23 protein-coding genes and 1 pseudogene are annotated in these 11545 nt (G+C 58.2%); all 24 read right to left on the reverse strand.

Translation table 11 applies throughout. The features are described from left to right. Positions 1–68: 68 nt before the first annotated feature. Positions 69–539 (reverse strand): 50S ribosomal protein L15, encoded by a 471-nt coding sequence (rplO, locus tag Q8K08_RS12740; protein ID WP_304802126.1) that lies wholly within the window; start codon positions 537–539, stop codon positions 69–71. Between the two features lie 208 nt (positions 540–747). After that, positions 748–1134 (reverse strand): ectoine synthase, encoded by a 387-nt coding sequence (locus Q8K08_RS12745; protein WP_304802124.1) that lies wholly within the window; start codon positions 1132–1134, stop codon positions 748–750. A 120-nt stretch (positions 1135–1254) separates the two neighbouring features. Then, positions 1255–1449: a 50S ribosomal protein L30 gene (gene rpmD, locus Q8K08_RS12750; RefSeq protein ID WP_304802122.1), complete on the reverse strand. Its 195-nt coding sequence runs from the start codon at positions 1447–1449 to the stop codon at positions 1255–1257. A 2-nt stretch (positions 1450–1451) separates the two neighbouring features. Further along, positions 1452–2021 (reverse strand): 30S ribosomal protein S5, encoded by a 570-nt coding sequence (gene rpsE, locus Q8K08_RS12755; protein WP_305250290.1) that lies wholly within the window; start codon positions 2019–2021, stop codon positions 1452–1454. 11 nt (positions 2022–2032) lie between these two features. Continuing rightward, on the reverse strand, positions 2033–2392 hold the full coding sequence (rplR, locus tag Q8K08_RS12760; protein WP_305250296.1) for a 50S ribosomal protein L18: 360 nt from the start codon (positions 2390–2392) through the stop codon (positions 2033–2035). A 10-nt stretch (positions 2393–2402) separates the two neighbouring features. Then, entirely contained in the window at positions 2403–2936 is a 534-nt protein-coding gene (rplF, locus tag Q8K08_RS12765) for a 50S ribosomal protein L6 (protein WP_304801960.1), read from the reverse strand. 10 nt (positions 2937–2946) lie between these two features. Further along, the gene (rpsH, locus tag Q8K08_RS12770) at positions 2947–3345 is read right to left on the reverse strand and encodes a 30S ribosomal protein S8 (protein WP_304801958.1); all 399 of its coding nucleotides are present in this window, start codon (positions 3343–3345) and stop codon (positions 2947–2949) included. An 11-nt stretch (positions 3346–3356) separates the two neighbouring features. Further along, positions 3357–3662 (reverse strand): 30S ribosomal protein S14, encoded by a 306-nt coding sequence (gene rpsN / locus Q8K08_RS12775; RefSeq protein WP_103334355.1) that lies wholly within the window; start codon positions 3660–3662, stop codon positions 3357–3359. Between the two features lie 18 nt (positions 3663–3680). Further along, positions 3681–4241 carry a 50S ribosomal protein L5 gene (gene rplE / locus Q8K08_RS12780; protein ID WP_305250291.1) on the reverse strand — a complete coding sequence of 187 codons (561 nt, stop codon included), beginning with the start codon at positions 4239–4241 and terminating at the stop codon, positions 3681–3683. Beyond that, positions 4241–4546, reverse strand: coding sequence for a 50S ribosomal protein L24 (rplX, locus tag Q8K08_RS12785; RefSeq protein WP_304801954.1), 306 nt, complete (start codon positions 4544–4546; stop codon positions 4241–4243). Before rplX ends, rplE begins: the two co-directional genes overlap by 1 nt. Then, a complete protein-coding gene (gene rplN / locus Q8K08_RS12790) occupies positions 4546–4914 on the reverse strand; it encodes a 50S ribosomal protein L14 (RefSeq protein ID WP_013066055.1) in 369 nt (122 codons plus the stop codon). Before rplN ends, rplX begins: the two co-directional genes overlap by 1 nt. An 82-nt stretch (positions 4915–4996) precedes the next feature. Further along, on the reverse strand, positions 4997–5230 hold the full coding sequence (gene rpsQ / locus Q8K08_RS12795; protein WP_135433367.1) for a 30S ribosomal protein S17: 234 nt from the start codon (positions 5228–5230) through the stop codon (positions 4997–4999). Positions 5231–5240: 10 nt separating this feature from the next. Continuing rightward, a complete protein-coding gene (rpmC, locus tag Q8K08_RS12800) occupies positions 5241–5441 on the reverse strand; it encodes a 50S ribosomal protein L29 (RefSeq protein WP_103334351.1) in 201 nt (66 codons plus the stop codon). A 157-nt stretch (positions 5442–5598) separates the two neighbouring features. Further along, positions 5599–6219, reverse strand: a complete 621-nt coding sequence (locus Q8K08_RS12805; RefSeq protein ID WP_304801175.1) for a TIGR02466 family protein — start codon at positions 6217–6219, stop codon at positions 5599–5601. A gap of 109 nt (positions 6220–6328) precedes the next feature. Continuing rightward, positions 6329–6742, reverse strand: a complete 414-nt coding sequence (rplP, locus tag Q8K08_RS12810; protein ID WP_304801174.1) for a 50S ribosomal protein L16 — start codon at positions 6740–6742, stop codon at positions 6329–6331. 14 nt (positions 6743–6756) lie between these two features. Then, positions 6757–7473 (reverse strand): 30S ribosomal protein S3, encoded by a 717-nt coding sequence (rpsC, locus tag Q8K08_RS12815; protein WP_118149337.1) that lies wholly within the window; start codon positions 7471–7473, stop codon positions 6757–6759. Next, positions 7473–7853, reverse strand: a complete 381-nt coding sequence (gene rplV, locus Q8K08_RS12820; protein ID WP_304801170.1) for a 50S ribosomal protein L22 — start codon at positions 7851–7853, stop codon at positions 7473–7475. The genes rpsC and rplV overlap by 1 nt, the downstream gene beginning before the upstream one ends. Positions 7854–7856: 3 nt before the next feature. After that, positions 7857–8135 (reverse strand): 30S ribosomal protein S19, encoded by a 279-nt coding sequence (gene rpsS / locus Q8K08_RS12825; RefSeq protein WP_103334345.1) that lies wholly within the window; start codon positions 8133–8135, stop codon positions 7857–7859. 3 nt (positions 8136–8138) lie between these two features. Next, the gene (gene rplB, locus Q8K08_RS12830; RefSeq protein WP_100195929.1) at positions 8139–8978 is read right to left on the reverse strand and encodes a 50S ribosomal protein L2; all 840 of its coding nucleotides are present in this window, start codon (positions 8976–8978) and stop codon (positions 8139–8141) included. A 170-nt stretch (positions 8979–9148) separates the two neighbouring features. Next, positions 9149–9445 carry a 50S ribosomal protein L23 gene (locus Q8K08_RS12835; protein ID WP_304801163.1) on the reverse strand — a complete coding sequence of 99 codons (297 nt, stop codon included), beginning with the start codon at positions 9443–9445 and terminating at the stop codon, positions 9149–9151. Then, positions 9442–10062, reverse strand: coding sequence for a 50S ribosomal protein L4 (rplD, locus tag Q8K08_RS12840; protein ID WP_305250292.1), 621 nt, complete (start codon positions 10060–10062; stop codon positions 9442–9444). The genes Q8K08_RS12835 and rplD overlap by 4 nt, the downstream gene beginning before the upstream one ends. Next, positions 10059–10940: a 50S ribosomal protein L3 gene (gene rplC, locus Q8K08_RS12845; RefSeq protein WP_304803758.1), complete on the reverse strand. Its 882-nt coding sequence runs from the start codon at positions 10938–10940 to the stop codon at positions 10059–10061. The genes rplD and rplC overlap by 4 nt, the downstream gene beginning before the upstream one ends. 15 nt (positions 10941–10955) lie before the next feature. Beyond that, positions 10956–11264: a 30S ribosomal protein S10 gene (gene rpsJ / locus Q8K08_RS12850; RefSeq protein ID WP_023666234.1), complete on the reverse strand. Its 309-nt coding sequence runs from the start codon at positions 11262–11264 to the stop codon at positions 10956–10958. A gap of 146 nt (positions 11265–11410) precedes the next feature. After that, positions 11411–11545, reverse strand: a pseudogene (gene tuf / locus Q8K08_RS12855) (elongation factor Tu); the annotation flags it as partial.

Genomic DNA, 11545 nt, shown 5'->3' on the forward strand with positions numbered 1-11545 from the left:
GGTCGGCGGCGCGGGAAAACTAAAGGTGATGTAAGCGACCTGAGGGCCGCTCACAACTCCTATTTGGCTTACTCAGCCGCTGCCGCCGGAAGGGTGATCGACCCGCCAGCCGCTTTTATGGCCTCAACAGCCGCAGCCGACGCACCCGAGACAACCAGTTTCACAGCCGATTTGATCTCACCCTTGTTCAGGATGCGGATGCCGTCGCGCTTGTGGTTGGTCAGGCCAGCGGCCACCAGCATGTCTTCGGTCAGGTCAAGCTTGATGTCCAGCTTGCCGGCCTCGACAAATTTCTCAATCAGGCCAAGGTTGACGACGGCATACTCCTTGCGGTTCGGCTTGGTGAAGCCGCGCTTTGGAAGGCGACGGTACAGCGGCATCTGGCCGCCTTCGTATCCGCCAATCGCCACGCCCGAACGCGATTTCTGGCCCTTGATACCGCGGCCAGCGGTCTTGCCCTTGCCCGAACCGGGGCCACGGGCGACGCGCTTTTGCTTCTTGTTCGCGCCATCATTGTCACGAAGTTCATTCAGTTTCATGTCGCACTCTCCATCGCCGGAACATCCCCGCCTGCGACGGGAGGGGACAACACGGCATTTCTTGTTGATTCTGTAGCCACAGAGGGCCACTCGGGGCATATAATGGCTGTGGGGATGTTAGGCAAGCGGATTGGGGATTGGCAGGGTGAACCCCGCCCTACCCATGCCCCAAGAATACGCCCAAAGCAAACCGGGCGTAGGGCGGGGTTCACCCCGCCGCCGGATAGCTCCCCGAGGCGTCGTGTTTTTCCTGCCCGGTCAACGCAGGGGTGAAAACGCAGATGATCCGCATATCACCACGCTGTGCGCGTAGTATATGTTCTTCGTGCCGGTCCAGCACATAGACCGTGCCCGGCGACAGCGCGAACACCTCGCCACTCGCCACATTCTGCACCTCGCCCTCTCCTTCGATGACGTAATTCGTCTCGACGTGGTTCTTGTAGTGCAACACCTGCTCGGACCCCTCCTTGCAGATCGTGTCATGCAAGGAATAGCCGAGGCCATCAGCGGCCAGCAAAATGCGGCGGCTCTCAAACGCGTCGCCCTTCACATGAGCAGAGGTGTTGAGGATGGCGGCGAGGGAGCGGACGATCATGATGCGGCCTTTGGCAAATGCTTCACGGCCACCTTAGCCACCTTCGCGCAAAAGAAAACGCCCCAAGGTTTCCCTCGGGGCGCAATTCAAACGGCAGGGCGGGGTTCGCCCCGCCATCCCTTAGCCGCGCTCTTCGATGATCTTCACAAGATGCGAGATCTTGTTGACCATGCCGCGCACGGAAGGTGTGTCTTCCAGCTCGCGGGTGCGGTTCATCTTGTTCAGGCCCAGACCCTTGAGGGTCGCGGTTTGAATGGCCGGGCGGCGGGCGGCAGAAGCCACCTGCTGCACAACAATGGTTTTCTTCTCGGTCATGATCAGGCCTCCTGCACTTCAGCTTCGGGCTTCTTCAGGATCTCGGCCACCTTTTTACCGCGACGTGCGGCAACCTGGCGGGGCGAAGTCTCTGCTCTTAGACCGTCGATGGTGGCGCGGATCATGTTGTAGGGGTTCTGCGAGCCGATCGACTTCGCAACAACGTCCTGGATCCCCAGCATCTCGAAGACGGCGCGCATTGGGCCACCGGCGATGATGCCGGTACCTGCAACGGCCGTGCGCATCACGACTTTTCCAGCGCCGTGGCGGCCTTCCATGTCGTGGTGCAGGGTCCGGCTGTCCTTCAGCGGCACACGGATCATCTGGCGCTTTGCCTGTTCCGTAGCCTTGCGGATTGCCTCCGGCACCTCTTTCGCTTTGCCCTTGCCGAAGCCTACGCGACCACGCTGGTCACCGACGACGACGAGTGCTGCAAAGCCAAAGCGCTTGCCGCCCTTGACGGTTTTCGAAACACGGTTGATCGCGACCAGACGGTCAGCGAATTCGGGCGTTTCCTCACGGGAGTCCTGACGACGATCGCCGCCGCGGCCCCGATTTTCACGTTCTGCCATATCCAAACTCCTCAGAACTTCAGGCCGCCTTCACGGGCAGCGTCGGCCAAAGCCTTGATCTTACCGTGAAAGAGGAAACCACCACGATCGAAATAGACGTCTTCGACCCCTGCCTTCTTCGCCCGCTCTGCAATCGCAGCGCCGATTTTGGCCGCAGCCTCGACGTTGTTCTTGCCCATCAGACCCAGATCTTTCTCCAACGTGGAGGCGGACGCAACGGTCACGCCTTTCACATCATCGATCAACTGGACGCTGATGTTCTTGGACGAACGATGAACCGAAAGGCGCAAGCGCCCGTTCGACATCGCCTTGATTTTGTTCCGGACGCGCAGGCGGCGCTTGAGGAACAGCTCTCTTTTGTTCAAAGCCATTTTGCCACCCTTACTTCTTCTTACCTTCTTTGCGGAAGATGTATTCATCCTTATAGCGGATGCCCTTGCCTTTATACGGCTCGGGCTTGCGCCATTCGCGGATGTTTGCTGCGACCTGACCAACAAGCTGCTGATCGATCCCTTCCACAACGATTTCGGTTTGCTTCGGAGACGTGACGGTCACGCCTGCCGGAACGGCGAAGTTGACTTCGTGGCTATAGCCAAGCGACAGCTTCAGAATGTTGCCGTTAACTGCAGCACGGTAACCAACGCCCTGAATCTCAAGCTCTTTCTTGAAGCCGGTCGAAACGCCCTGAACCAGGTTGTCCACCATGGACCGCGCCATGCCCCACTGTTGACGGGCGCGCTTCGAGGTGCCGCGTGGCGTCACCTTGATCTCTGCGCCGTCGATGGTGATGGTCACATCGTCGGTAGCGGTAAAGCTGCGGGTGCCTTTCGGCCCCTTCACTTCGATGGTCTGGCCGGACACCGACGCCGAGACGCCACTGACCAAAGAGACGGGTTTCTTGCCGATACGAGACATTGCACCCTCCTCAGAATACGGTGCAGAGCACTTCGCCACCAACATTGGCGGAGCGTGCAGCTGCATCGGACATGACGCCTTTTGGCGTCGACACAATCGAAACACCGAGGCCGTTACGGACCGACGGGATTTCCTTGACGCCCATATACACACGGCGGCCCGGCTTCGATACGCGCTTGATTTCGCGGATCACAGGGGTGCCTTCGTAGTATTTGAGCGAGATCACGAATTCGCCCTGACCGTTTGCGGTCGGGTTCTTTTCGTAACCGCGGATGTAACCTTCAGACAAAAGCACATCCAGCACACGGCCACGCAGCGTAGAGGCTGGGGTCGAAACAGTGGATTTGCCGCGCATCTGAGAGTTGCGGATACGGGTCAGCATATCGCCGATAGGATCATTCACAGGCATATCTGCTCTCCTTACCAGCTTGACTTGACCATGCCCGGGATCTGGCCAAACGAGGCCAGTTCACGCAGCATGATCCGCGACAGTTTCAGCTTACGATAGTAAGCATGCGGACGACCCGTCAGCTGGCAGCGGTTGTGCAACCGGACAGCAGACGAATTGCGGGGCAGTTGTGCCAGCTTCAGGGTCGCGCCGAAACGCTCTTCCATCGGCTTGGATTGGTCTTCGATCACCGCTTTGAGCGTCGCACGCTTGGAAGCATATTGCTTCACCAGCTTTGCGCGCTTCACTTCGCGGTTCACCATGGATTTCTTTGCCATAACTCTGGTTCCTCGCGCTTACGACGTGAAGGGCATGTTGAAATGCTTCAACAGCGCCTTGGCTTCCGCATCGGTTTTCGCGTTCGTGCAGATGATGATGTCCATACCCAGAACTTCATCAACTTTATCGAAGTTGATTTCCGGGAACACGATGTGTTCCTTCAGGCCCATGGCGTAGTTGCCACGGCCATCGAACGACGAGCCCTTGACGCCGCGGAAGTCGCGGACGCGGGGCAGAGCCACGTTGACCAGACGGTCTAGGAATTCGTACATCTTGTCGCCACGCAGGGTGACTTTGCACCCCAGAGGCATCAGTTCCCGTACACGAAAGCCCGCGATGGACTTTTTGGCGTGGGTGATGACAGCTTTCTGACCGGCGATCAGGGACAGCTCTTCAGCAGCCTGTTTCACCTTTTTGGTGTCTTTGACAGCTTCGCCGACACCCATGTTGAGAACGATTTTCTCAAGCTTGGGGATCTGCATGTCGTTCTTGTACGAAAACTCTTCTTTCATCGCAGCGCGAATCTTGGAGCCGTACTCGCCTTTGAGGCGGGGTGTGTAGGTCGCTACGTCCAACATCAGATCGCATCCCCTGTCGTCTTGGCAAAACGCACCTTCTTGTCGCCATCCATACGGAAGCCAACGCGGGTGGGTTTGCCGTCTTTGTCCACGATCGCCAAGTTCGACAGGTCGATCGGCATGGACTTAGCCACACGACCACCTTGCGACCCAGCGGATTGCTTGGTGTGGCGGATGGAGACATTCAGACCTTCGACGACGGCCTTGTTGGCAGTCGGGTTTACAGAGGCGATTTCGCCCTTTTTGCCCTTGTCCTTGCCGGTCAGCACGATGACGTTGTCACCCTTTTTGAGTTTCGCAGCCATCAGAGCACCTCCGGAGCCAGCGAGATGATCTTCATGAAGTTCTTGGCGCGCAATTCACGGACAACCGGCCCGAAGATACGCGTGCCCACTGGTTCACCCTGGTTGTTCAGGATGACAGCGGCGTTGCGGTCAAAACGGATAGCGGTGCCGTCTTCACGACGAACCTCTTTGGCGGTGCGTACGACAACAGCTTTACGCACGTCGCCTTTTTTAACGCGGCCTTTTGGAATAGCTTCCTTGACCGACACCACGATGATGTCGCCCACGGATGCATAGCGGCGGTGTGAACCGCCCAGAACCTTGATGCACTGAACTCGGCGAGCGCCGGAGTTATCAGCAACATCCAGATTGGTCTGCATCTGGATCATTTGGTTTCTCCCGACCTTTGGGGACTGTCATGCAGATGACGCCCCAGGGTTTCGATTATCGCAAAACGAAAGTTGCCCGGCCTTAAGCCGAGACAACCACCGTCCAACGCTTGGTTTTCGAAATCGGCGCACATTCCTCGATACGGACGGCATCGCCAATCTTGAATTTGTTCTCTGCATCATGTGCGCGGTATTTTTTCGACTTACGCACAGTCTTTTGCAGCAGCGGGTGCTTGAAGCGACGCTCGACCAGAACCGTGATGGTCTGTTCGTTCTTGTCCGAGGTCACGACGCCTGAAAGGATACGCTTGGGCATGATAAACCTCTTACTTCGCCGCTTCGGCGGCTTTTTGGTTGAGAATGGTCAGCACGCGCGCTGCGTCACGACGGACGACGCGCATACGCGCGGTGTTCTCAAGCTGGTTCGTGGCGGCTTGGAAGCGCAGGTTAAACGCTTCCTTTTTCAGTGCAACGAGCTGGTCGCGCAGCTGATCAGGGGACTTGCCCCGGAGTTCGTCGGCTTTCATGCCGTTTTCCTTTATTCAATCACCAGAAGGCCCCAGCAGATGCAGGGTAACCTTGAACCCGGTGGATCAATGATAAACCGGCGATTCCGAGTCGCCTCAGAACCGCTGATGGGCCCGTATAAGAGCGGCGCGCCGAATTGGCAAGCGCGAAGTCTCATTAGGCCCAACCATAGTTGAAGCTGACCGAAACCCGATCTTGTTCTGACATGTTCATCGGCACTTCATGGCGCAGCCAGCTTTCCCACATCAGCACATCGCCTACGACCGGGGCCACATAAACGAACTGGCGCAGTTCTTCGGGGGCATCCTTGCGGCGCAAGGGCGACATCATCATCATCGGCAGGCGCGGGTCTTCCAGTTTCAGCGAGCTGGTGCCTTCGGGCATCTGCACATAGGTCGTGCCGGAAATCACCGAATGCGGGTGGATGTGGCTGGCATGCGTGCCGCCTTCGGGCAGGATGTTGATCCACAACCCGTTCAGTTTCAGCTTTTTGCCTCCCAAATCAAAGGCCAGATCGTCGCAAAACGCTGTTACGTGCCTATCCAATGCGGCCTCCAGTCCCTTGAAAATCGGAAACCGCCACGGCAGATCGTCCAGCGAGGCGTAAGAGGTATAGCCCGGATAGCCATTCGCCTCACACCACTCCTGCCCGGCCTCATCATCCTCGGCAATCGCGTTGCACGATGCCGCCAATTCGGCGTAGTCGACCTTTTTCTTGGCCAGATCATTCAGATTGGCGCGATAGAGACGGGTGACGAACAGGGATGTCGTGGGCATTTTTCTGACCTCGGATTTGAAAAGGCCCCCGCCGTGTCCGGCAGGGGCCAATCTTTGGGTAGGGCGGGGTTCACCCCGCCGCACGCAGGTTGCGCCAAAGCGCGAACCCTTACCAGTCTTCGCGGGCGACCACGCGGGTCAGGACCGGAAGTTTCATCGCACCAAGGCGCAGGGCCTCACGTGCAATAACGTCCGACACGCCGTCGATCTCGAACATGATGCGGCCAGGTTTCACCTTGGCTGCCCAGTAATCGACCGAACCTTTACCTTTACCCATACGCACTTCTGTCGGCTTCGACGTCACGGGCACATCAGGGAAAATGCGGATCCAGACACGGCCCTGACGCTTCATGTGGCGGGTGATCGCGCGGCGGGCCGCTTCGATCTGACGCGCCGTTACACGCTCTGGCTCGGTCGCCTTCAGCGCATAAGAGCCAAAGTTCAACAGGAAGCCGCCCTTGGCTTCGCCGTGAATACGACCCTTGTGCTGTTTGCGGAACTTAGTCCGTTTTGGTTGCAGCATCTTTCAATACTCCCTTACGCGCGTTCGCGGTCGCGACGAGGTTGACGCGGTGCTGCGCCTTCCTGTGCTTCTGCGTGACGGCGGTCATGCGCTTGCGGATCATGCTCAAGGATTTCGCCTTTGAAGATCCAGACCTTCACACCGATGATCCCGTAGGGGGTCGTTGCTTCGGACAGGGCATAGTCAATATCGGCGCGCAGCGTATGCAACGGAACGCGACCTTCGCGGTACCATTCGGTCCGTGCGATTTCGGCGCCACCCAGACGGCCGGCGACGTTCACACGAATACCCAACGCACCGATCCGCATAGCGTTTTGCACGCCGCGCTTCATGGCGCGACGGAAAGAAACCCGGCGTTCCATTTGCTGGGCGATCGACTCGGCCACCAACTGCGCGTCGAGTTCCGGCTTGCGGACTTCGACGATATTCAGGTGTAGTTCCGACTTCGTGAACGCGGTCAGTTTCTTGCGCAGCGTTTCGATGTCGGCACCTTTTTTGCCGATGATCACACCCGGACGAGCAGCGTGAATCGTGACGCGGCACTTTTTGTGCGGACGTTCGATGATCACCTTGCTGATGCCGGCTTGCTTCGCTTCTTCGTGAATGAATTCACGCATCCGCAGGTCTTCAAGCAACAGGTTGCCATAGTCTTTCGACTCTGCAAACCAACGGCTGTCCCAGGTGCGGTTGACCTGGAGGCGCATCCCGATTGGATTAACCTTCTGTCCCATTATGCCGACTCCCCGGACTGACGAACCTTGATGGTGATTTCAGAGAACGGCTTCATGATCTTGCCGAAACGGCCACGCGCCCGCGGACGGCCACGCTTCATCACAAGGTTCTTGCCACACCAGGCTTCCGCAACAATCAGGCTGTCGACGTCAAGACCGTGGTTGTTTTCGGCATTCGCAATCGCGGACTGCAGGCATTTCTTCACGTCAGCCGCGATGCGGCGCTTCGAGAAGGTCAGGTCTGCGAGTGCCTTTTCAACCTTTTTGCCACGAATCAGACCGGCTACCAGGTTGAGTTTCTGCGGCGAGGTGCGCAGCATACGGCTGATCGCCATAGCTTCGTTGTCCGCCACGCGGCGCGGATTCTTTTCCTTACCCATGGCTTACTTCCTCTTGGCTTTTTTATCGGCGGCGTGACCGTAATAGGTCCGCGTCGGCGAATATTCACCGAACTTCTGGCCGATCATTTCTTCGGTGATCGCAACCGGAATGTGCTTGTGGCCGTTATACACGCCAAAAGTCAGACCGACAAACTGCGGCAGGATGGTGGAGCGGCGCGACCAGATCTTGATCACTTCGCTTTTGCCCGACTCGCGCGACTTTTCTGCCTTTTTCAAGACATAGCCATCGACGAACGGGCCTTTCCAAATGGAACGTGACATGGATTAGCGGCCCTTTTTCTTGGCGTGACGCGAGCGGAGGATATACTTGTCCGTCTCTTTGTTCGACCGGGTGCGGTTGCCCTTGGTGCCTTTGCCCCACGGCGTGACCGGGTGACGACCACCAGAGGTCCGGCCTTCACCACCACCGTGCGGGTGGTCGATTGGGTTCATTGCAACGCCGCGAACGGTAGGACGCACACCCATGTGGCGTTTACGACCGGCTTTGCCGAGGTTCTGGTTCGAATGGTCAGCGTTCGACACGGCCCCGATGGTGGCCATGCATTCCTGACGCACCAGACGCAGTTCGCCCGAAGACAAACGGATCTGGGCATAGCCACCGTCACGACCGACGAACTGGGCATAGGTGCCAGCTGCACGCGCGATCTGACCACCCTTGCCGGGCTTCATCTCGACGTTGTGCACGATCGTACCGATCGGCATGCCGGAAAACGGCATGGCGTTGCCCGGCTTTACGTCGGTCTTGGCGCCAGCGATCACACTGTCACCAACAGCCAAACGCTGCGGAGCGAGGATGTAGGACAATTCGCCGTCCGCGTATTTCACGAGGGCGATGAACGCGGTGCGGTTCGGATCGTATTCGATCCGCTCGACGACCGCTGCAATGTCGAATTTACGACGCTTGAAATCCACAATGCGGTACAGACGCTTTGCGCCGCCGCCCTTGTGCCACATCGTAATACGTCCGGTGTTGTTCCGTCCACCCGTCTTGGTCAAGCCTTCTACAAGGCCCTTGACCGGGCGTCCTTTCCACAGCTCCGAACGGTCGATCAGAACCAACCCGCGTTGGCCAGGCGTCGTCGGTTTGTACGACTTGAGTGCCATGCTTTCTGTCTTCCGTCAGCTAGAGGGCCTGATGTTCCAGACCCGAGTTATAGGGCCCCGAAGGTCCCCGGTGGTTTGATCTGCCCGTGGAAAACGCCACAAAACAGACCGATTCTGCAAAATATCCACGGCCCCGGAATATCCGGGGCCGTAAGATTCGGCGCCTTCTATCAGAGGCCGGTAGAGACGTCGATAGTGTTACCCTCTTCGAGCGTAACATAGGCCTTTTTCTTGTCGGAACGCACGCCGGGACGACCTTTGAAACGTTTGGTCTTGCCCTTGGTGATGGTGGTGTTGACCGCCTTCACCTTGACGCCAAAGACGGCCTCGATGGCCTCTTTGATCATCGGCTTGGTTGCGTCCATATCAACCTGAAACACAACTGCACCATTTTCCGATGCCAATGTGGCTTTCTCGGTAATGATCGGCTTTTTGATCAGGTCGTAGTGCTGGGGTTTCGCGCTCATTTCAGACGAGCCTCCAATGCTTCGAGTCCTGCTTTGGTGATCACGAGTTGATCACGCTTCAGGATGTCATAGACGTTGGCACCCATCGTCGGCAGCACATCGATCCCTTCGATGTTGCGCGCAGCCAGAGCAAAGCCCTGATCCACAGCAACACCATCGATGATCAGCACGCGCTTCCAGCCGAGCTCCTTCGCCTGTTTTGCCAGGATCGCGGTTTTGGCTTCCACCATTGCCAGCGTATCCAGGATGATCAGCTCGCCTGCTTTGGCCTTGGCCGACAGCGCGTGACGCAGACCCAAGGCGCGAACCTTTTTCGGCAGGTCATGTGCATGACTGCGCGGCTTTGGGCCCTTGACGACACCACCCTTGCGGAAGATCGGCGCCTTGCGCGACCCGTGGCGAGCCCCACCGGTGCCTTTTTGGCGGTAAATCTTCTTGGTCGAGTAGGACACTTCGGCGCGGGTCAGCGTCGAATGTGTGCCAGCTTGTGCTTTCGCACGCTGCCAGCGCACTACGCGATGCAGGATGTCTGCGCGCGGGTCCAGACCAAACAGATCATCGTTCAGATCAATCGAACCGGCTTTGCCGCCGTCGAGCTTCAGAACATCAAGTTTCATGCTTCACCGCCTTCGGACTTGGTGGTGCCCTCATCAGCGCCTTCGGCAGATGTGTCATCTGCGTTCGACGTATCTTCAAGCGCCTTGGCCTCCAAAGCGGCCTGTTCGGCAGCTTGTGCAGCCAGACGCGCCTCTTCAGCCGCGGCAGCTTCTGCAGCGGCAGCAGCGGCGGCGGCTTCAGCAGCAGCGGCAGCGGCCTTGGCAGCCGAACGCAAGCCAGCCGGCATGATCACGGTATCCGGAACCGGCTTCTTCACCGCGTCCTTAACCGTCACCCAGCCACCCTTCGATCCGGGGACGGCGCCCTTGACCATGATCAGACCACGGTCAGCGTCGGTACGGATGACCTGCAGGTTCTGCGTGGTCACGCGAACGGCACCCAGATGGCCCGCCATTTTCTTGCCCTTGAACACCTTGCCGGGGTCCTGACACTGGCCGGTCGAACCGTGCGAACGGTGAGACACCGACACACCGTGCGAGGCGCGCAAACCGCCAAAGTTGTGGCGCTTCATCGCACCGGCAAAACCTTTGCCGATCGAGGTGCCAGCAATGTCAACGAACTGACCGGGGAAGTAATGATCCGCGGTAATTTCTTCGCCAACGTCGATCATGCAATCATCGGTGACACGGAATTCGGCGACCTTACGCTTTGGCTCCACGTTCGCCTTGGCGAAGTGACCGCGCATCGCAGCCGTGGTCCGCTTGGCTTTGGCAGCGCCGGCGCCGAGCTGAACAGCCGTATAGCCATCCTTGTCAGCGGTGCGTTGTGCCACAACCTGCAGATTGTCGAGGTGCAGAACCGTAACCGGAACCTGCTTGCCATCTTCGAGGAACAACCGGGTCATGCCCAGCTTCTTTGCAATAATACCAGAGCGCATCTGTTCTATGCCCCCTTACACTTTGATTTCGACGTCAACGCCGGCAGCGAGGTCGAGCTTCATCAGCGCGTCCACGGTCTGCGGGGTCGGATCGACGATATCAAGAAGACGCTTGTGCGTGCGGATTTCCCACTGGTCACGCGACTTCTTGTCGATGTGCGGACCACGGAGAACCGTGAATTTCTCAATCTTGTTCGGCAGCGGGATGGGCCCGCGGACCTGTGCGCCTGTGCGTTTGGCCGTATTGACGATTTCCTGGGTGCTGGCGTCCAGCACGCGGTAATCGAAGGCCTTCAGGCGAATGCGAATGGTCTGACCTTGCATTTCTTGTTCCTTCGGAACGTAGACGGGGCAACATGCCCGGCCCATAGGTTCACATTTGTGGATGGTCTGCGGCGCGCCCAAAAAGATTGGGCGCGCCGCGTGTCGTTATACTGTCATCTCCCCTTTGAAAAGGGGATTCGCGCAGCTTAGGCGAGGATCTTGGATACCACGCCTGCGCCGACGGTGCGGCCGCCTTCGCGGATGGCGAAGCGCAGTTTTTCTTCCATCGCGATCGGGGCGATCAGTTCGACGTTGAACTTCAGGTTGTCGCCCGGCATCAC

The sequence above is a fragment of the Pseudotabrizicola sp. genome, from assembly GCF_030684215.1.
Lineage (GTDB): Bacteria > Pseudomonadota > Alphaproteobacteria > Rhodobacterales > Rhodobacteraceae > Pseudotabrizicola.

Coding starts and splice junctions, on each gene's coding strand:
- rplO (WP_304802126.1), bottom strand. CDS start 539: ATGAAACTGAATGAACTTCGTGACAATGATGGCGCGAACAAGAAGCAA.
- Q8K08_RS12745 (WP_304802124.1), bottom strand. CDS start 1,134: ATGATCGTCCGCTCCCTCGCCGCCATCCTCAACACCTCTGCTCATGTG.
- rpmD (WP_304802122.1), bottom strand. CDS start 1,449: ATGACCGAGAAGAAAACCATTGTTGTGCAGCAGGTGGCTTCTGCCGCC.
- rpsE (WP_305250290.1), bottom strand. CDS start 2,021: ATGGCAGAACGTGAAAATCGGGGCCGCGGCGGCGATCGTCGTCAGGAC.
- rplR (WP_305250296.1), bottom strand. CDS start 2,392: ATGGCTTTGAACAAAAGAGAGCTGTTCCTCAAGCGCCGCCTGCGCGTC.
- rplF (WP_304801960.1), bottom strand. CDS start 2,936: ATGTCTCGTATCGGCAAGAAACCCGTCTCTTTGGTCAGTGGCGTCTCG.
- rpsH (WP_304801958.1), bottom strand. CDS start 3,345: ATGCCTGTGAATGATCCTATCGGCGATATGCTGACCCGTATCCGCAAC.
- rpsN (WP_103334355.1), bottom strand. CDS start 3,662: ATGGCAAAGAAATCCATGGTGAACCGCGAAGTGAAGCGCGCAAAGCTG.
- rplE (WP_305250291.1), bottom strand. CDS start 4,241: ATGTTGGACGTAGCGACCTACACACCCCGCCTCAAAGGCGAGTACGGC.
- rplX (WP_304801954.1), bottom strand. CDS start 4,546: ATGGCTGCGAAACTCAAAAAGGGTGACAACGTCATCGTGCTGACCGGC.
- rplN (WP_013066055.1), bottom strand. CDS start 4,914: ATGATCCAGATGCAGACCAATCTGGATGTTGCTGATAACTCCGGCGCT.
- rpsQ (WP_135433367.1), bottom strand. CDS start 5,230: ATGCCCAAGCGTATCCTTTCAGGCGTCGTGACCTCGGACAAGAACGAA.
- rpmC (WP_103334351.1), bottom strand. CDS start 5,441: ATGAAAGCCGACGAACTCCGGGGCAAGTCCCCTGATCAGCTGCGCGAC.
- Q8K08_RS12805 (WP_304801175.1), bottom strand. CDS start 6,219: ATGCCCACGACATCCCTGTTCGTCACCCGTCTCTATCGCGCCAATCTG.
- rplP (WP_304801174.1), bottom strand. CDS start 6,742: ATGCTGCAACCAAAACGGACTAAGTTCCGCAAACAGCACAAGGGTCGT.
- rpsC (WP_118149337.1), bottom strand. CDS start 7,473: ATGGGACAGAAGGTTAATCCAATCGGGATGCGCCTCCAGGTCAACCGC.
- rplV (WP_304801170.1), bottom strand. CDS start 7,853: ATGGGTAAGGAAAAGAATCCGCGCCGCGTGGCGGACAACGAAGCTATG.
- rpsS (WP_103334345.1), bottom strand. CDS start 8,135: ATGTCACGTTCCATTTGGAAAGGCCCGTTCGTCGATGGCTATGTCTTG.
- rplB (WP_100195929.1), bottom strand. CDS start 8,978: ATGGCACTCAAGTCGTACAAACCGACGACGCCTGGCCAACGCGGGTTG.
- Q8K08_RS12835 (WP_304801163.1), bottom strand. CDS start 9,445: ATGAGCGCGAAACCCCAGCACTACGACCTGATCAAAAAGCCGATCATT.
- rplD (WP_305250292.1), bottom strand. CDS start 10,062: ATGAAACTTGATGTTCTGAAGCTCGACGGCGGCAAAGCCGGTTCGATT.
- rplC (WP_304803758.1), bottom strand. CDS start 10,940: ATGCGCTCTGGTATTATTGCAAAGAAGCTGGGCATGACCCGGTTGTTC.
- rpsJ (WP_023666234.1), bottom strand. CDS start 11,264: ATGCAAGGTCAGACCATTCGCATTCGCCTGAAGGCCTTCGATTACCGC.